This window comes from Pseudonocardia sp. DSM 110487, from assembly GCF_019468565.1.
GTDB lineage: Bacteria > Actinomycetota > Actinomycetes > Mycobacteriales > Pseudonocardiaceae > Pseudonocardia.
Genome location: NZ_CP080521.1, coordinates 7719711 through 7738283, shown reverse-complemented (window position 1 = coordinate 7738283; position 18573 = coordinate 7719711). Strand labels below are relative to the sequence as shown.

General features: G+C 69.5%; 13 protein-coding genes and 1 pseudogene. 8 read left to right on the top strand and 6 right to left on the bottom strand.

Going from position 1 to position 18573, the window contains the following annotated elements:
* Nucleotides 1-109: 109 nt before the first annotated feature.
* Nucleotides 110-967 carry a hypothetical protein gene (locus tag K1T35_RS36165; RefSeq protein ID WP_220256218.1) on the top strand — a complete coding sequence of 286 codons (858 nt, stop codon included), beginning with the start codon at nt 110-112 and terminating at the stop codon, nt 965-967.
* Nucleotides 968-977: 10 nt separating this feature from the next.
* On the opposite strand, the gene K1T35_RS36160 is transcribed toward K1T35_RS36165, so the two are convergent.
* Nucleotides 978-2750: an ABC transporter ATP-binding protein gene (locus K1T35_RS36160; RefSeq protein ID WP_220256217.1), complete on the bottom strand. Its 1773-nt coding sequence runs from the start codon at nt 2748-2750 to the stop codon at nt 978-980.
* The gene (locus K1T35_RS36155) at nt 2747-4582 is read right to left on the bottom strand and encodes an ABC transporter ATP-binding protein (RefSeq protein ID WP_220256216.1); all 1836 of its coding nucleotides are present in this window, start codon (nt 4580-4582) and stop codon (nt 2747-2749) included. Before K1T35_RS36155 ends, K1T35_RS36160 begins: the two co-directional genes overlap by 4 nt.
* A 395-nt stretch (nt 4583-4977) precedes the next feature.
* On the opposite strand from K1T35_RS36155, the gene K1T35_RS36150 reads away from it, so the two are divergent.
* Nucleotides 4978-7863 (top strand): DUF2232 domain-containing protein, encoded by a 2886-nt coding sequence (locus K1T35_RS36150; RefSeq protein WP_220256215.1) that lies wholly within the window; start codon nt 4978-4980, stop codon nt 7861-7863.
* Here the strand turns inward: K1T35_RS36150 and K1T35_RS36145 are convergent.
* Nucleotides 7858-8385: a GtrA family protein gene (locus K1T35_RS36145; protein ID WP_220256214.1), complete on the bottom strand. Its 528-nt coding sequence runs from the start codon at nt 8383-8385 to the stop codon at nt 7858-7860. The genes K1T35_RS36150 and K1T35_RS36145 overlap by 6 nt on opposite strands.
* 214 nt (nt 8386-8599) lie before the next feature.
* On the opposite strand from K1T35_RS36145, the gene K1T35_RS36140 reads away from it, so the two are divergent.
* Complete coding sequence (locus tag K1T35_RS36140; protein ID WP_220256213.1) at nt 8600-9472, top strand: polysaccharide deacetylase family protein; 873 nt, start codon at nt 8600-8602, stop codon at nt 9470-9472.
* Here K1T35_RS36140 and K1T35_RS36135 read toward each other — a convergent pair.
* Nucleotides 9439-10500 carry an amidohydrolase family protein gene (locus tag K1T35_RS36135; RefSeq protein WP_220256212.1) on the bottom strand — a complete coding sequence of 354 codons (1062 nt, stop codon included), beginning with the start codon at nt 10498-10500 and terminating at the stop codon, nt 9439-9441. The two genes, K1T35_RS36140 and K1T35_RS36135, sit on opposite strands and share 34 nt — an antisense overlap.
* Here K1T35_RS36135 and K1T35_RS36130 point away from each other — a divergent pair.
* Nucleotides 10456-11442 carry a helix-turn-helix transcriptional regulator gene (locus tag K1T35_RS36130; protein ID WP_255621105.1) on the top strand — a complete coding sequence of 329 codons (987 nt, stop codon included), beginning with the start codon at nt 10456-10458 and terminating at the stop codon, nt 11440-11442. The genes K1T35_RS36135 and K1T35_RS36130 overlap by 45 nt on opposite strands.
* 74 nt (nt 11443-11516) lie before the next feature.
* On the opposite strand, the gene K1T35_RS36125 is transcribed toward K1T35_RS36130, so the two are convergent.
* Nucleotides 11517-12218, bottom strand: a complete 702-nt coding sequence (locus K1T35_RS36125) for a GntR family transcriptional regulator (protein ID WP_220256211.1) — start codon at nt 12216-12218, stop codon at nt 11517-11519.
* Nucleotides 12219-12310: 92 nt separating this feature from the next.
* Here K1T35_RS36125 and K1T35_RS36120 point away from each other — a divergent pair, with 92 nt between their 5' ends.
* From K1T35_RS36120 to K1T35_RS49390, 4 genes are all read left to right on the top strand, one after another.
* Nucleotides 12311-13477, top strand: coding sequence for a mandelate racemase/muconate lactonizing enzyme family protein (locus K1T35_RS36120; RefSeq protein WP_304940835.1), 1167 nt, complete (start codon nt 12311-12313; stop codon nt 13475-13477).
* A gap of 559 nt (nt 13478-14036) precedes the next feature.
* Nucleotides 14037-14327 (top strand): hypothetical protein, encoded by a 291-nt coding sequence (locus K1T35_RS36115; RefSeq protein ID WP_220256210.1) that lies wholly within the window; start codon nt 14037-14039, stop codon nt 14325-14327.
* Between the two features lie 161 nt (nt 14328-14488).
* Nucleotides 14489-15190, top strand: a complete 702-nt coding sequence (locus K1T35_RS36110) for a GntR family transcriptional regulator (RefSeq protein ID WP_220256209.1) — start codon at nt 14489-14491, stop codon at nt 15188-15190.
* Nucleotides 15191-15284: 94 nt separating this feature from the next.
* On the top strand, nt 15285-16235 hold the full coding sequence (locus tag K1T35_RS49390) for a LysR family transcriptional regulator (RefSeq protein WP_255621104.1): 951 nt from the start codon (nt 15285-15287) through the stop codon (nt 16233-16235).
* Nucleotides 16236-16255: 20 nt separating this feature from the next.
* Here K1T35_RS49390 and K1T35_RS36105 read toward each other — a convergent pair.
* Nucleotides 16256-17002: pseudogene (locus tag K1T35_RS36105) on the bottom strand (LysR family transcriptional regulator); the annotation flags it as partial.
* Between the last annotated feature and the right edge of the window lie 1571 nt (nt 17003-18573).

The following is an 18573-nucleotide window of genomic DNA, read 5'->3' as shown; positions in this document are numbered from 1 at the left end:
CACCACCCTGGCGGTCATCGCCTGCAGCGGTGCCCGTCGGCACACGCAGCAGGGGGGTCTGGTGCACCGAGGAGCGGCGTCGGCCAGTCGGGTTCGGACGGGGAGGGCGGTGCGGGTCGCCGCAGCCGGGTTCGCGTTGCTGGTCGGCGTGGCCGGGTGTGCCTCGAGCGTCTCGACGGCCGAGTACCAGGGACTACTGACCGGTTTCGAGCAGTCCGTTCAGCCGCCGATCGACCGGCTGGTGGCGGCGACGTCCGCGGACGAGGTCGCGTCGGCCAGTTCCGAGCTCGCTGCGGCGATGCAGGCGCAGGAGCAGGCACTACAGGACGTGAATCCGCCGGATAACGCGCGTGGTCAGCACGACGCCGTGCTGACGTTCCTGCGGTCGGCTCCGGGCCTGCTCGCCCTCGCTCCACCGGATGCGACGCCCAACGAATGCGGGATCGCGCCCAGTGCCGAAGAGCAGACCGCGATGGCGAAGGCCGCCGTCAGGCAGGAGCTGGAGGCCGCAGCGTCAGGCGTGTCGTCCACTGTCCTCGCAGGGGCCGGGCTCACGTTCAGCGGCAGTCTGATCCCCCCGCAGGTCGATCTGCCCGCGCTGCAGGACCGGCACGGGGAGAACGGGGCGGTGCTGCAGCGCAACGGTCCGCGTGGCGGCGGCACGTTGGAGATCAAGAACGGCGGTGGCTCCGACGCCGTGATCGCGGCCGTCGTGTCGGACCCGGCTGCCCCGACCGCGAGCGTCTACGTACGGGCGCTCTCGACGGCGACACTCACCGGGCTGGCCGGCACCTACCAGGTCTACTTCAAGAGCGGGACGGACTGGGACGGACAGGCGCTCAAGTTCACCCGCGACTGCGCGTTCCAGAAATTCGACGACACGTTCGACGCGAATAGCAACTGGAGCATCACGGTCACCCCTGTCGTGGGAGGGAACGCCACGAGCAGCGACGTGCCGGCGTTCTAGCGCATCAAGATCAGACGAAGTACCGGGCCTGTAGGCGGAACAACTCGGCGTAAAGTCCGTCCGCCCGACTCAGGGTGTCGTGGGTGCCGACGTCGACGACCCGGCCGCCGTCAAGAACCACGATGAGATCCGCCGCCCGGGCGGTCGTGAGGCGATGTGTGACGAGGACGGTCACGCCGCCCTGAAGGCGGCTCAGGTCGGCGTACTGCTGGAACAGCCACTCCTCGGCCCGCGCGTCGAGACTGGCGGTGGGCTCGTCCATGACCCGCAGCAGCGGCGCCGGCCGCATCGCCGCCCGGGCGTTGGCGACCGTCTGCCACTGGCCGCCCGACAGCCCCTTGCCGTCCCACGATTCTCGCCCGAGCCGCGTCTGCAGGCCCTCGGGCAGCGAAGCGAGGAGCGTGTCACCGCCGGCCGTCCGCAGCGCCTCGAGGATCCGCTCCGGGTCGTCGCGATCCTCGAGCCGGCCCAGCCCGATCGTGTCCTGAAGTGACATCTCGATGTGTACCGGGTCCTGGAAGGCCGCCGTGATCCGGGCACGCCAGTCCTGCGGCGCGAACTGCGTGAGATCGGTCCCGTCCACCAGGATGCGCCCGGCGCTGGGCCGGTAGAGACCGCAGAGCATCTTGACCAACGTCGACTTCCCCGCGCCGTTCTCGCCGACAAGGGCCACCACGGCCCCGGCCGGGAGCTCGAGGTTGATGTCGTTCAGCGAAGGCTGATCGCGGTTCCAGTACCGGAAGCTGAGACCCTCGACCGTGATGCCGCTGTCCAACCGGGGCGGCACCGTCAGCGGAGTGGCCGGCACGACGGCCGCCCGCTCCTGGGCGCAGTCCTCCACCACGTCGAGGAACGCCCGGGTTGCCCGCAGCGACTCCAGTGTCCATATGGTCAGGTCCAACAAGCTCTGCACCTGCCCGGTGATCTGACTGCTGACGGCGACGGCCGCGACGACCAGGCCCAGCGAGGCGTCGCCGGCCAGGCCGGCCCGCACCATCAGGACGATGGCGGTCGCGTACGCCAGCACGAACAACAGCCACGCCAGCGCGACCGGTACCCGGGCCCGCAGATCGGTCCGGGCGATGTCCCGGCCAGCGCAGTCCCACTCCTCGCGGTGCCTGCGCCGAAGCTCGCCCGCCAGTCCGAGCAGGCGGGTCTCGCGACCGGGTGCGGCCGTGGTGGCGAGCGTGAACAGGTGACCGGCCAGCCGGGTCCGGGGCGTGGCACGCTGCTCGGCCTGACCGCGCTTGTTGTCCGCCGCCCGGGTGGCCAGCACCATGGGGACGGCGAACAGTGGCAGTACGGCGAGGACGGGAACGACCAAGGCCATCAGGACGGCCGAGGCGATCAGGGCCAGCGCGGCTCCGGCCAGCCACATCAGCCGGCCGAAACCCGGCCCGATCTCGCCCCGCGCAGCACGGACCACCGCCGCCTTGTCGGAGCGGCTGGAACGCTCGTGGATCTCCAGCGTCGGCGTCGTGCCTGCGGCGTCGATGAACTGGCGCTCGATTTCGTTCTGGATCTCCTCCCGATGGCGAAGGCGGGTGAAATAGCCGGCGATGAGGGTGCCGTTGGTGAGCATCACGAAAATCGCCACACACAGCGCGAGTGTCACCATGCCGCTGGTCGAATGCCGGCCGGCCATCTCGGTGAACAAGCCGAGCAGCACTGCGAGGCCGATCCCGGTGACCTGTTCGAGAACCGCCAACGCCACCACGATCAGGGAACGGGTCCGGTCGATGCGGGGTCCGGTCGTGAGGGCGAAGCGCAGGGCGTTGATCAAGACGCTGCCTCCTGGAAACGCTTCGCCTGCAGGCGGAACAGCTCGGCGTACCGGCCGTCGGCACTGATCAGATCCTCGTGCGTGCCGTCCTCGATGATCCGGCCGTGATCGAGCACGACCACCCGCTCCGCCTTGCGCACGGTCGCGAACCGATGTGAGATCGCGACCGTGGTGGCACCCGCGGTGAGCTCGTGGAACGTGTCGTAGAGCCGAGCCTCGGCGCGAGCATCGAGGCTCGCGGCCGGTTCGTCCATGATCAGCAGCCGCGCGCCGTGCCGTAGGCCGAACAGCGCCCTGGCGATGGCGATGCGCTGCCACTCGCCGCCCGACGCGTCGATCCCGCCGGTGTACCGACTGGAGATCACCGTGTCCCAGCCATGGGGAAGCTCCTCGATGAACTCCAGCAGCCCGGCCTGGCGCGCCACGGCGCGCAGGCCCTCCTCGTCGTCCGCATGAGCCAGGGAGCCGAAGGCGATGTTGTCCCGCACGGTCAGCTCATAGCGGCCGAAGTCCTGGAAGACGGCAACCACCTGACGCTGCCAGCTCCGACGGTTGGCGTCCTCGATCGGGGTCGCACCAACGCGCACGCAACCCCCGCTCGGAGCGTCCAGGCCGGCGAGAAGCCGGGCCAGCGTCGTCTTGCCGGCCCCGTTGAGACCGACGATGGCAAGCGACTGACCCGCGGGGACGGTGAGGCTGATGCCGTGCAACACCTCGTTTTCAGCGCCGCCGTAACGGAACCGCAGATCCTCGCAGGAGATGGCCGCCACCGCCGCCGGCCAATGGTCCTTGTCCGGACCGGCCGCCACCGCCGCGACGGGAAAGGCGAACGCCTCGGCGGCCGCCTTCGAGCCGAAGCTCATACGGAGGTTGTCGTCATCCGCCCGGAGCAGCTGAAGGAGTGCCCGGACGGCCAGGCCGCCGATCGCCAGATCACCCACCGTCGAACCTCCGGTGGCGGCCCGGTATGCCAGGTAGTAGAAGACCGAGGCGACCGTGACGCCGGTGACCACGACCACCACGACGACGAACAGGTCATGCTCGCGCCGCCGCCGCCAGACCTCCGTCATGTTCGCGCGCCACTGCGAGTGGTACCCATCGCGGAAGAAGGCCGCGAGTCCGAACAAGCGGACTTCCCGGGCCGCGCCGGGCGTGGTCGGCACATCCCGCAAGTAGGACGTACGGCGGAGCTTCTTCGTCTGATTCATGCTCTCGACCACGGCGATCCGGTAGTTCCGGACCAGCCGGGAGTGGATCACGACGAAGACAGCGAAGACGATCAGCCCCAGTCCCCAGACGACCTGGGTGAGCAGCACAGCGGAGCCGATGCCGGTCACCCACATCGAGGCTTTGGTGGAGAACCCGAAGACCGCTTCCCCCGGGGGCATGTCGATGGTCCCGTCGCCCCGGGCCCGCCCGATCCGGCCGAGGTAGGCAGGGTCCTCGAGGTGGCCGATGGTCGCAGGCTCGCAGGCGGCCATCATCACGCGCTCACCGAGCCGGCCGGTGACCCGGCGGCCGAGGGCCCGGCCCAGGGCCTCTCGCGCCGAATCGGCGAGGTGGGTGAGCAGGAACAGCACGACGATGACGGCGATCCAGCGATAGCACTCCTGCGCCGCCGGGGTGTCCGTGCCGTGGCCGATCGCCGAGGTCAGCCCGTCCACCACTTCGCCGATCGCGATGGTGATGCCGACCGGCGCCGCACCGGCGAGGACGGCCGTGATCGCGGTGAGGGCGGTCACGACCGGCGCCTGTGTGAAGGAGTATCCGATGAGGGCGGGCAGCACATGCCGCTTCGCCGGGGGCAGGCGCCAGCCCGTATCCGCGGTCACGCCTTCACCTCGCCGTCCGGGTTGCGGGCGCTTCATGCCCCTCGATCTGGTCGTGTACGCCTCGTGCTGCTCGTCCACAGCGGATGCCGACCAGAGACCTGCACACGGAGCCTGCCGATCTGTGCTCCTGCAGGTCAACCTGGTTATCCTGCTCGCGCCTCGATCTTGGATTGATCGTCTGCGGAGGTCTTTCGGTGCGGCCCGTTCGGTGATCCACACCCCGCCGTCGCGTTCCGCGGAACGCGGTCGGGCAGATTTCGGTCGCGTTCCCTCCTCATCCACGAGCACTGACCGGGACGAGCACTGAGCCGGTCTCAGGCCGGTCGATCGAGAATGGGCGCTGTGGCCGACCCAGAGATGTACGACGCCGGCCTGAGCGCACGGAGGGTGTCCGGGTGAGCGCGGACGTGCTCCCCAACCCGGCAAGCACGTCGCAGGCGGTGCTTCGGGGTCATGCGCGTCGCTTCCGTCGGCCCATCACGACGATGGAGATGGCCGAGGCGGTGGCCTTGGGTGACCTGGCAGCGGCCATGTGCGTGCTCACGCGTCTGGTCCCCGCCGGGGACATCGGCGTCCTGCTGGCGGCATTCCCCGTGGCGGTCCTGGGATACCGCCGTCGAGCGCGGGTCTGTTCGATCGCGGTGACGACGGCGTTCGCCGTCGCCTTCCTCGGCGGTGGGATCTCTGCGGCCGCCTCCGCCGTCGCGGCCGGTGCATTGGGTTCGTTGATCGGAATCGGTCTGCGGAGGGGCTGGTCGGTTCCGAGGATCGTCGGAACCGGGGCGCTGGCGATCGGCGTGCCCACGGCTGTGCTCGCGGTGGGGGTCTTCTCGGCGCTCACCGAGCTGCGGGTACTGGCGTTGGCCCAGCTCGCGAACGCCGGGGCCGGGGTCGTGCGTCTCGGGGAGGCCGCGGGCCTGCCTCGCCCCGTCCTCGACGCCGGGCAGGGGATCGTCTCGTTCGCCGTCACCCGGTGGTGGCTCCTGCTGTCGGTACTCGTGACGATGGGGGTGCTGGTCTGGGTTCTGATCGCGACCTTGGCGTTCCGGTCGCCGGTACGTCGCGTGCAGCCACTGCTGCCCCGGACGACGATGGGGGACCTCGACACCTCAGTGGTCCCGGGCACCGTGGTCGCCCCGCTGCCGGTGCGGCTGGCGGGGGTCGGGGTTCGCTACGAGGGCTCGGCGCAAGCGGCGCTGGCCGGGGTCGACCTGACGCTGGAGAAGGGGCGTCTTCTCGCGGTCACCGGCCCGAACGGGTCGGGGAAGTCGACGCTGGGGCGGGTTCTCGCCGGTCAGCCCCCCACGGACGGGACGGTGGAACGGGCCGGGTCGGCCGGGCTCGGCGCACCGGGAGGCACCGGTGTGATCTTCCAGCGGCCTGAGAGTCAGGTACTGGGCGTCCGCGTCGTCGACGACCTGCTCTGGGGAACCGACAACGGCGACCCCGACAATGCGGACATCGATGTCGACGGACTGCTCGCGCGGGTCGGGCTCGCCGGGTTCGCCGACCGGGAGACGTCCACGCTGTCCGGCGGGGAACTCCAGCGCCTCGCCGTGGCCGGACTGCTCGCGCGCCGACCCTCGATGGTGATCAGCGACGAGAGCACGGCCATGCTCGATCCGGCCGGTCGGGCCGATGTCCTGGACCTCATGCACGGGCTGGTCCGCGACGACGGCGTCACGGTCGTGCACATCTCCCACACCGACGAGGTGACCGCCGACCACACCCTCGATCTCGGCGACGACCGGCCTTCCCCGGTCCCGACCACGGGGGAAGGGTCGTGGCGGTCCGTGGGGGACATCCGCGGCGCCCGCGTCGAGGTCCGCGGGGCCGATCTCGTCCACGACGCCGGCACACCCTGGCAGCACCCGGTCCTGGCCGGGGTGGATCTCGACATCCCCGCCGGACACACGGTGCTGATCACCGGGCCCAACGGCGCCGGCAAGTCCACGCTCGCGTGGATGCTCGCCGGGCTGCTCGCACCCACCGCCGGCACCGTCACCGTCGACGGCCGCCCCCTCCACAACGGGCGCGACGGCGCTCTGCTGGGCATCCAGCACCCTCGCCTTGCGCTGCTGCGCGCCACCGTCCGCGAGGACGTCCGCGATGCTGCCGGGGCCGACGAGGAGACAGCGCACGGCGCCCTGCGCGCCGTCGGGCTGGATCCCGACCGCTTCGGTGACCGCCCGGTCCACGAACTCAGCGGAGGCGAGCAGCGCCGAGTCATGCTCGCCGGCCTGCTTGCGGCGCACCCCCGCGTACTGGTGCTCGACGAGCCACTCGCCGGGCTCGACAAGCCCGCCCAGGAAGCCGTACGGGAGGCCCTGCACGCGCTGCGCGCCGCGGGAGTCACGCTGATCATCGTCACGCACGACACAGCGGCGCTGGACGACCTCGCCGACGCGACACTCAGCGTCGCCGACGGCAGGGTCGAGGGTCCGCCGGCCATCGCGCCTGCCCTACGGACCACGCCGAGCCGACCCAAGCCGCGCCGGCCCAAGCAGGCCCGCACCGTGATGCGCACGCTGCCGGGCTCCTCGCTGGCCCACCGGCTCTGGGCGGGCACGAAGATCGGCATGTTGCTGGCCCTCGCGGTCGTACCCGCCGTCGACCCCTCATGGCCCACGCTCGCAGCGGCCGCTCTCGTACTGGCGGCGTGGGCCGTCGCCGGCCGCGTGCCCCGCGGTGCCTGGCCGAAGCTACCGCTGTGGCTGGTGCTCGTCGTGGGCGGAAGCGTCGCACTCACCGCGCTCGGCAACGAACCCCCACTGGGCTCGGTGTTCGGGTTCACCATCAGCCTCGGCGCCCTGAACCTGGCGGCGCTGTTCCTCGGGATCATGCTGATCTCGCTGATCGGCTCGACCATCCTGGTCTGGACCACACCGATCAGCGCGATCCCACCGCTGCTGCAACGTCTCACCGCCTGGGGCCGGCATATCCGGCTCCCGCTGGCGCGGTTGTCGGCGGCGATCGCGCTCGGTCTTCGCCTGGCACCGATGCTGCTCGACGACAGTCGCACGATCCTGCACCTGCTCGGGCAGCGACGGCGCAGCAGGCCTGGCGATCGCGAGTCATGGCGGCAGCGCCTCGGCCGGTTCACCCACGGCGCGTTCATCGCCTGCGCCGCCGCCGTCCGGCGCGCCGCCGAGGCCGGCGATGCACTCACCGCACGAGGCGGAATCGGGACCATTGCCGGCCCCGACCAGCGCCCCGGTATCCGCGACGGCGTCGCCGCCCTCGTCGTTGCCGGGATCCTCACCGTCGGGGTGCTGCTATGACAACGTACGACGGTAGGCGGCCCGCGCCCGTTCCTTGGTTCCGCGGAACACGACCCAGCGCATCGCGCAGTACATGAAGAGCCCCTCACACGCGCCGGCCGCGACCCGCGCCACCTGGTACTGCACTCCGATCGCCTCGAGCCCCGAGCTGACGGCGACCAGGATCGCGAGGTTGACGGCGACGACACCGAGGTAGACGAGGGTCTGGCGCCCGACCGGGTCGTGCGACCGGAAGTTCAGGACGCGGTTGAGCACGAAGCTCAACGCGAACGCGACGGCGTATCCGACGCCGACCGCCACGGCGTAGGGCACCTGCCAGTGGCTGTGCAGCACCGTGAGGATCAGCAGGTCGACGCCGAAGGTGGAACCGTTGATCGCGGCGAAGCCAACGAACGTCGATGGCACGACGCGGGACAGGCCGAACGGCAGCCGGGCCGTGACAGCGGCGCAGAGCCGTGCGAACTGCTCCGGGACTCCACCTCCGTCCTGATCGGCGGTGTCGGCCTGTGGTGTGGTCCCCATGACTGCCTTGGTATCGCTCGCGGGTCCCGGCTCGGCGTCGAAACGGCAAACCGGAGCTGAACTCGATCGTCGTCAGGGACGTCGGTGCGTCCCGGCCCGGTTGTCCGCCTGGACCTTCGTCAGCACCCAATCCGGCTCGCTGGACAGAACATCGTTTAGCAGGGCAGGTTGGACCCGCGTTCGGTATCGCGCCGATCTCCACGAGGGGGAGCCCATGGACGTCACGCTCTTCGACTACAGCCCGATCGTGGATCGCGCGCCGCTGCAGTGGCCGGATGGCGCGAGGGTCGCGTTCTACGTGGGGCTCAACCTCGAGCACTATCCCGTCGACCGTCCGTCGACGAGCATCTTCGGTGGCACGGCCGGGCTCGTGCCGGACCCGCTCAACTACGGGTGGCGTGACTACGGCCCGCGGGTGGGGATCTGGCGGTTGATGGAGAGCCTGGACCGGTATCGGATCCGGGCGAGTGCGCTGGTCAACTCCGATGTCTGCGCCCGTTACCCGCAGATCATCGAAGCGGGCCGGGCGCGGAGCTGGGCGTGGGTGGCCCACGGTCGGGACAACTCGACCTTCCAGGCGGGAATGCCCCGTGACGAGGAACGGGCGTATCTCACCGAGGTGGTCGACACCATCGAGAAGGCGACCGGGCAGCGGCCGGAGGGCTGGCTCGGGCCGGCACTGACCGAGACGCACGAGACGCCGGCGTTGCTGGCGGAGCTGGGGCTGCGGTACGTGCTCGACTGGTGCAACGACGACCAGCCGTACCCGTTGAACGTGCCGGGGATGCTGAGCGTCCCGTATTCGATCGAAGTCAACGACGTCACGCTGTTCGTGAGCAACGGCGTGAGCGGGCCGGAGTTCCTGCAGGTCGTGCGGGACCAGTTCGACCAGCTGTACGCCGATTCGGCGGAGAGCGGGCGGGTGATGGCGCTGTGCCTGCACCCGTTCATCGTCAGCCAGCCGTTCCGGCACAAGTACCTGGACCAGGCGCTGGAGTACATCGCGAGCCGGCCGGGCGTGTGGTTGACGACCAGCGACGAGATCGCCGCGCACTACGCGCGGACGACGGAGGAGGCGCCGACATGAGCTGCCGGCCGTACCCGGAAGAGCCTCTCCGCGTTGCGGTGGCTGATCAGGGCGCGCTGCTCGTCGTCGAGGTCGGCCTTCGCCAAGAACTCGGTAGCGACGGAGCTGTCCTCATATGGATAGTCGATCGCGAAGAGGACATGCTCGGCGCCGACCTTCGTCACGCAGTACTGCAGCGCGTCGTGGTCGCACATACCGCTCGTCGTGATCCACACGTTCTGGACGAAGTACTCACTGGGCTTCCGCTGTAGTGCGACCATGCCGAGCACGTCACGCGCCCAGGCGTAGGCCTTCGCGTGCATGTTGTCGATGCGCCACAGCCAGAACGGGATACCTTCACCGAGGTGGCCCAGCACCACGCGCAAGTTCGGGTGCCGGTCGAACGCGCCGCTCAGGATGAGACGCATCGCGTGCGTTGCGGCCTCGGCTTGAAAGCCCCAGATCGCCTGCTGCAGCCCGTAGGGCCGGAACGGCTCGAGCATCTGTGGGCTCGGCATCCGCGGGTGCAGGTACAGCGTGGCGTCGGTCTCCTCGAGGGCGGCCAGGATCGGCTCGAACTGCGGCTCGTCGAGGTAGTGGCCGCCGGTGTGCGAGCCGATCAGGACGCCGCCGAACCCGAGGGTCCCGGTGGCGCGGCGAATCTCCTCGGCCGCCGCGGGGGGATCCTGCGGTGCAACGGCGGCGAGCGCGCCGAACCGCGTCGGCCGTCTCGCGACGATCTCGGCCAGCGCATCGTTCGTCTCTCGCGCCAGCGACGTCGCGGTGGCCGCGTCGGCCCAGAGCTGGACGCCGGGCGGGTTCAGACTGAGGACCGAGACGTCGACCCCCGCAGCGTCCATCTCGTCGAGCCGGGTCTGCAGGTCGGTCAGCCTGCGACTGATGAACTCGTTGGGGATGAAGCTGCGCGAGTACACACGCTCGGCCTCCTCGCCCGCGAACGCGGGCAGGTTCGCCGTCCGCTCCCAGAAGCTGGTGGTTGCGAAGTGCTCCTCGACCGCAATGACGCGGTGACTGGTGGTGTTCGGCATCGCTCGTTTCCTGGCTGCTCAGTCGTGGGGGCTTTCGCAAGAAGCTACGGTCGAGTCGCGCGCCGGTACTGCCCCCTGAGCTTGGTAGGAGTGCCAGGGTCACCCTCGAACAAGGAGCTCCGCATGCGCCGGAACAACCTCCTTGGCGACTACCTGCGCGCGTGCCGAGAACGGGTATCGCCCGCCGACGTCGGCTTCAAGGGAACCGGGCAGCGGCGGGTCACCGGGCTCCGACGAGAGGAGGTCGCGCTCCTGGCGGGCATCAGCGCCAACTACTACCTCCGGCTGGAGCAGGGCCGCGATCGCAGCCCGTCGGAGCAGGTGCTGCAGTCGCTCGCTCGGGCGCTGCGGCTCGACCAGACCGAGACGGCACACCTCTTGGCCCTGGGACGACCGCCGTCGGCCAGGAGCGGTAGTCGCGAGATGAATGTCCCGGCGAGCATCCGACAGCTACTGCTGGCCCTCGAGCTTCCCGCATTCGTCCAGGACGAGCACTTCGACGTCGTCGCGTCGAACCCGCTGGCCCAGGCACTTTCACCGACGCTTCGGCCAGGCCGCAATCGAATGCTTTCGGTCTTCCTCGACCCGGACGAGCGCGCGCTCTTCGCCGACTGGGAGATCATCACCGAGCACCTGGTCGCCTCGTTCCGAGCCTCGGTGGCTGCCTCGGCAGGCGATTGGCGCACGACGCAGCTGGTCGACGAGCTCTCGGCGCGTGATGCACGATTCCGTGAGCTCTGGGCGGGGCACACCGTGGTTGCCATGGTGGATCGACCGCCGGTCAGGTTCGATCACCCAAATCTCGGCATCCTCACCGTGACCCGCGAGAACCTGGCCGTGGACGGGCCCGGGGCTTTGCGGTTGATGATCTACCACGCCGAGCCGGGAACGGATGATCACGCGAAGTTGAAGCTGCTCGGCGCCGAGGCTCGCTCGCGTTGATCGGTAGCGCGGGTGATTGCCCATCTCGTCACGGCACCGGGGACCGGCTCTCTGCGGAACACTCGGTAACATGCTCACCCGGCTGCCGGGTGCTCCGGCGCGGGTTGTGCCTCGCGCTTCTCCAGCGCGGCGATGGCTGACGCGGTCAGGCTCCGTTCGATGTGCTCGCGCATGAGCCGCGTGGCCCCGGCGGCATCGCCGTCGATGACGAGTGCCACGAGCTGGTGGTGTTCCCGCAGGTCGCGGGTGCGGGGCTCGTCCCCGGGAGGCAGCTCCAAGCCGACACGGCGGTAGCGGTCGGACTTGTCCCACAGGTCGTCGAGCAGTCGGATCAGCACGTCGTTGTGCGAGGCGAGGTAGAGCGTCCGGTGGAACTCGCGGTGCGCGGTGAGCGCGTCATCGCCCCACTCGCGCGTGACCGGCAGCAGCCGCGCGGCGGCGGCCCGCATGGCGACGATGTCATCGTCGGTGCGACGGGCGGCGGCCAGCTCGGCGGCGCTGGGGTCGAGCGACAGGCGCACCTCGAACAGCTGTCGCGCCTCGACGGCGCTCATCCGCGCAACACGTGCGTCGCGGTGGGTGTCCAGGTCGACCAGGTGCTCGCTGCTCAGCCGGCGGATCGCCTCGCGCAGCGGCGTGATGCTCATGCCCAGCGACGCGGCCAGCTCGTACTGCGACAGCCGGGACCCTGGCGGCAACGCCCCCGACAGTATGAGCCTGCGCAGCTCGACGTAGGCGACGTCGCTCTTGGTGGAGAACACGTTCGTCGCCGTCATCAGAGCCTCCGTTCGCGAGACCGGTCTTGTGCTCCGGCCCGGCCCCACCTTAGCCTCCCTTGCATCTTATAAGTTACGAGCAAGGAGATTCCTTGAAGATCACCGCCGTGCACGAGGGTGTCGTCCCGATCAGCTCGTCGATCCGCAACGCCTGGATCGACTTCAGCGCGATGGACTGTTCGATCGTCGCCGTCGTCAGCGACGTCGTGCGCGACGGCGAGCCGGTGGTCGGGTACGGCTTCAACTCCAACGGGCGCTACAGCGCGGGCGAGATCCTGCGGCGTCGGGTGATTCCGCGCCTGCTCGACGCCGAGCCGGAGTCGTTGCTGGCCGAGGACGGGCAGCTTGATCCCACGCGGGCATGGGAGTTCATGATGAACAACGAGAAGCCGGGCGGGCACGGGGAGCGTTCGGTGGCCGTCGGCGTCGTCGACATGGCGCTGTTCGACCTCGCCTCCAAGATCGCCGGGCAGCCGCTGTACCGCTGGCTGTCCGACCGCCATGGCGACGGCCGGCCCGACGAGAAGGTGTTCGTCTACGCCGCGGGCGGCTACTACGCGCCGGGAAAGACCCTGGGTGACCTGCAGGACGAGATGCGGGGGTTCCTCGACCAGGGCTACCACGTGGTCAAGATGAAGATCGGTGGCGCCGACCTGGCCGAGGACCTGCGCCGCATCGAGGCGGTGCTGGAGGTGCTCGACGGCGACGGGTCGCGCCTCGCCGTCGACGTCAACGGCAAGTTCGACCTCGCGACCGCACTCCGGTACGGCGAAGCGATCGAGCCCTACGGCCTGTTCTGGTACGAGGAGGTCGGCGACCCGCTGGACTATCGGCTCAACGCCACCCTCTGCGAGCACTACCGAGGCCCGATCGCGACGGGGGAGAACCTGTTCTCATTGCAGGACGCCCGGAACCTGATCCGTTACGGCGGCATGCGCCCGGACCGCGACTACCTGCAGTTCGACCCGGCGCTGAGCTACGGGCTGACGGAGTACCTGCGCATCCAGGAGATGCTGGCCCAGCACGGTTGGTCCTCGCGTCGCTGCATCCCGCACGGCGGGCACCAGTTCTCGCTGCACATCGCTGCGGCACTGAAGCTGGGCGGTAACGAGTCCTATCCGGGCGAGTTCCAGCCCACCGGTGGGTTCGCCGACGGCGCCGTGGTCGAGCGTAGCTACGTCGGGCTCACCGACACCCCCGGCATCGGCTTCGAGCAGAAGGCCGCCTTCTACAAGGTGCTGCGCGCCCTGCACAGCTGACCGATACGGGCGGGGCCGCGCAACACGAGCAGTCTCCGCCCCGGCCGGCGGCTCGCTGCCCGCATCACGCAGATCGACATGCGCTACGACGCGCTCGGCGGTTCCTATCGAAGGCGCTCGCGGCGCGAGCTGCTCGCCAAGGACCGCAGGCAGGGGGCTGACCGTACTCGGAAAGTCCCTTGTGTCCGGTTCGATACTTGATCGCGGACCCGGCCGGCCTGCGGAAGGACACTCGCTCTTGCACGAACGCGGACCTGGATCATTCTGCTGGTTCGATCTCAAGACCCGCGACGTCGCTGCCACGAGCACAACCCTGGTCGAGACGCTGGGCTGGACCGTCTCCGAGCCCGAGCGGCTCCACGCCGCGAAGATCCTTCGCTGCTCCGGTCATCCGGTCGCGAGTCTCAGCGACCTGGCGAACCCGGTCTATCCGGCTGACCTTCCCGAACACACAGCCTGGTACTTGGCCGTCGACGACGTCGAAGCGCGGACCCGGCTTGCATCCGACGCCGGCGCACAGATCGTGGTCGCTCCGTTCGAGCTACCCGGTCTTGGAGCGATGAGCACGATCATCGACCCGTTCGGCGCCGCCGTCTCCCTCTGGGAGCAGCGCGGGTTCGCCGGCTGGACTCATGATCTTGGCGCCCCTCGAACACCCTCCGCGCCGCGACACAGCGGACCGGATCCGACCGCGGCGCGTGAGTTCTACGTCGCCCTCGGCCTCAACGACGTGGAGGCCGGCTTCATCCACGGCAACGAGCCCGCCTGGAACGCTCAGATCAACGTGCTACCCAGCACCAGGTTGCGCTTCCCGGTCTGGTGGCCGGCGGACGGGTCACCCGCCGGCTGAAGAGCGCCGGTCTCTTCGTCACCCGTTACCGCAAGGCCCTCAACCTGCCGCGGCGCGGCGCGATCACGACGGCGTCGGTCCCGCTCGGGGCGCGATGTGTCCGCGTATATCGATACTTTGACGTTTAACGTTATGATCTAGGATCCGCTAGACTTCGGCGGATGAGTGGTCCCGCGACGACCCGCACGGGAGAGGTCTTCGACGTACTCCGGTCGGAGCTGCTCGACGGCGGTCTCGCGCCGGGCCAGAAGCTGCGGATGGTCGAGCTCGCCGACCGGTTCCGGGTGAGCCAGTCGGTCGTGCGGGAGGCCCTCACCAGGCTGGCCGAGCAAGGCCTCGCCGTGGCGACTCCGCAGCGCGGCTTCCGGGTCCGGGAGCTCTCTGTGCAGGACATCGCCGACCTCACGGAGAGTCGCGTCCAGATCGAACCGGCGGCGATGCGGCTCGCGATCGAGCGGGGCGACGTCCGGTGGGAGACCGACGTCCTCGCGACCCACCACATCCTGGAGCGCACGCCGGTCACCAGGGACGACGGGACCGTCAACGAGGAGTGGCCCGTCCACCACCGCGACTTCCACCGGGCCCTGCTGGCCGGGTGCGGCAACGCCCGGCTCGCGGCGATCGCGCAGTCGCTACGGGACAGCGCCGAGCTGTACCGGCGGTGGTACTGGGTGCTGACCAACGATCACCAGCGCGACATCGCCGCTGAGCACCGGCGCCTCAAGGAGCTCGCGCTCGCCCGCGATGCCGACGTCGCGGTCGAGGTCCTCACCGAACACATCGAGCGCGCGCCTCGCCAGTTGATCGCCTATGCGCGTGAGCACGGCGTGGCCAACCTCCATGAGCCCTCGATCAGCCACTGAACTCGGAGATGGCGACTCCCACGCTGCCTCACCACAGGAGGGCGCGGTGAGATTCACCACGAATCTCGACAAATTGAGCCGCTAGCCTGGACCGGTGGACCTGCATCACGTCCGGTACTTCCTCGCGGTGATCGACCACGGCAGCATCAACGTGGCGGCGGACGCGGTGGGCGTGTCGCAGCCGCCGATCTCGCAGGCGCTCCGCGCGCTCGAGCGCGAGCTGGGCACGCCGTTGTTCTTCCGCATCGGCCGCGGGATGGTGCCGACGTCGGCCGGATATGCCCTGGTCGGCCCGGCGCGCAGGCTCATGCGCGACATCGCGACGGCCGGAGGCTCCGTCCTCGACGACGAGGGGCACCTGCGCGGGAAGCTGGACATCCGGAGCCTGTCGGCCCTCTCCGTGGGGATGCTGCCGACGCTGGTCGCCGAGTACCGGCGTCGCCATCCGAAGGTCGCGGTCACCATCGACAGCCTTCGCGACGAGACCGTCGCGGCCACGCACCTGCGCAATGCGGTATGCGAGATCGTGCTCACCCATCTTCCGTTCGACCGGTCTCTGCCCCGCGACGACGGGGACCGGGCGCTCGATGCGCTGGAGATCGGCGCGCAGGAGTACTGGATCGCCTACCCGCCCGGCGCGGCGGCGCCGGCGTCGGACCCGCTGCCCTGGGACGAGATCGACACGCCCATGGTCGCGGTCCCCGTGGGCGGGTCACACGCGACCGAGATACTTCGGATGCTGCCTCCGGCCCAGCGGGTGCGCCGCCCGGCCGCCATCCTCCAGAACCGTGAGGCTCGGCTGGCTTTCGTTCTCGCCGGCGTCGGCGCGACGTGGATCGAGCGCTCCATGGCGGGCATCGCCCGCGAACGCGGGGCGCAGGTGCGCGCGCTCACCCCCGCCCTGAAGGCGCCCTACGGGCTGGTCTTCGAGCGGGACGGCCTCTCGCCGGCCGCCGTCGCGTTCGTCGAGCTGGCGCGCACCCACGTCGGCGGCTCGGCCGACTCCGCCACGGCGAGAAACGCCGAGCCCGCCGGCGACAGCTGATCTTCCCGATATACGAGGCCCACGTCCCGGCGTATCTCCGGGTCCGTCCTGCGGAGCACCACCCCGGTCAGCATTCCGGCCGCGATGCCCTCCGGGAGCAACGCCGCTCCGGCACCGGCCATGACCAGCTCCCAGATCGCCTGCCGATGGGCGCAGCGGATACCGACGCTCTCGGGTGGCGGTGCTACAAGCGCGTCGGCGAGCCGATCCTCCTTCTCGAGGATCAGCGGCAGGTGTTTGATCATCTCTTGCGGCAACGGGTCGGGAAGCCCCTCGGCGAGCGCCGGACTCATGGCCAGCACGATCCGCTGGCTCCACAACGACCGGGTCGTCAACGCGTCGGCTTTGACGGGCAGCGTGGTCAGCCCGATCTCGGCCGCTCCCTGCCGCACCGCGACGGTGACGCCGCCCGGACTTCCCGGGTCGCTGACGCGCACCTCGATCCCGGGATGGCGCGACCGTAGCCGGCTCACCAGCTGCGGCAACGGGTCGACGGTGAGGTCCGCGATCGCCGCGACCTGCAGCCGGCCGGCACGCAGCTCACGCACCGCGGCCACCTTGGTGCGCGCGAGCTCGGCGTCCCGGAGCACCCGTCGGGCCGAGGCCTCGAACGTCCGGCCGGCGGCAGTGAGCTCGAGCCGGCGACCGCCGCGGTCGAACAGCTGTGCGCCGACCTCGCGTTCGAGCGTGCGGATCGCCTGGGAGAGCGACGGCTGCGCGATGTAGAGCGCGTTCGCCGCCTTCGTGATCCCACCGTGGTCGATCACGGCGACGAAGTACTCGACCAGCCGCAGGTCCACGCCCGGACGGTAGCGGAAGCTGCGCGCTCATGACCCTGCCTGGACAGTGGCCCGCTCCCGCAGCTCGTTCTTGAGGATCACTGAGAGTTGATAGCACGTACACCGACTGCGCTCGGCATGGCCGACCCAGGTACCAACGCGTGAGTCCGCTCATGGCTCTCATCTGATGAAGGCCGTAACCCGGCGGCAGCGCCTGGAGCTACGGGAAGGACGCGATTGTCTCGGCACTGCGGAACGCGGTCGGAACCAGAACTGCGCGCCGTCCGCGGCTCGGGCCGAACCGCGTCGCGCACGAGCCAGGCGTTCTGGTGCATCGATCCCGCTCGCGTCGCCCTCACACGTATGGGGATAGCCGGGTTTGGATCACGACCGAATTACGTTGCCACTCGGCCGGCCGTCCCCGACTTGGAGCCACGCCCGCTCGCGACGAGACCGTTCCGGCCGGGTGCCACGCAACCGGCGGTGGTCCCTTTCCGCCCCCGGACCGCCACGAATGCGTGCAAGATCAGCGAGGCTGGGACATAGCGGCCATATTTGGCCGCTATGTCCCAGTTCCGACGATCAAGCAGTCCGGGCAGTGTAGATCTCGAGTCGTCCTTCCTCGTGGTCATCCTTTCGCAGGCGGAACGGACCACAGTCAGTCGCCCGGGCACCCGGCAGCGACGATCTCGTCCTCAGGCGGGCGTGCCCCAAGCCGGGGACGGCCGCCAAGCGCAACCCCGGGGGTCGGCACTTCTGCCAATCCGGCCACCTCCATGGACCGCACGGGAGGCCCGGACCTTGCGCTCGATCCGCTTCCGGCACGAGTCGGGAACGGCGCGCCAAGCCGCATTTACTGATCAAGTCGACGCGATGCGTCTGGTTGGAGTGCCCGGGACTCAAGGCGTCCACTTGACCATGTGCCTGATCACGTTGCGCGGAACGCGGTGCCGCCCGCGGCACGACAGTTCACGCAATCTTGCTGAGATTATCCGATAGTAGCAATCGTCGCTGTCGTGTTCAATTGGAGGGACACACTGATTGACGACGGGCGGCAACCACGAGCGGTCGAACGGATCACGTGGGCCGCACTCTGGCGAGCCGCAGGCCTGAGGCAATGCCATGGTCGAGTAAGGTCAGCTCACGACGCGCTCACGACGTCACGTTGGGGGGACTCGGTGGAAGAGGCAGTAGCCGCATCGGTGTCAGCGGTCACCGCCGTTATGTCGGCAATCATCGCTGCTATAGCCGTGTGGTTATCGGTCGTGGTTTACCGAGGGCAACTCCGCGAGCTCGCGCAATCATTGCACCGCGATCTCACTACCGGTGAAGTCGAAGAGGCGCGACGAGTGCTAGGCAGCATCGTCCACTCAGGGCTGGGATCACCGGCGTTAGTCTTGAGAGCGCCTTGTCGTCGTACTTCAAGCTCTTGTGGTGCTTCGAGAGGGTGTATGTGGGACGTCGCCGTATCGGCGGGGCCTGGATGGTGGGGCGTGGCCTGCGAAAGTTTCTCGATGAACTGATTCTGTGGCACGTGGACGAGTGGGACACGAACTTGA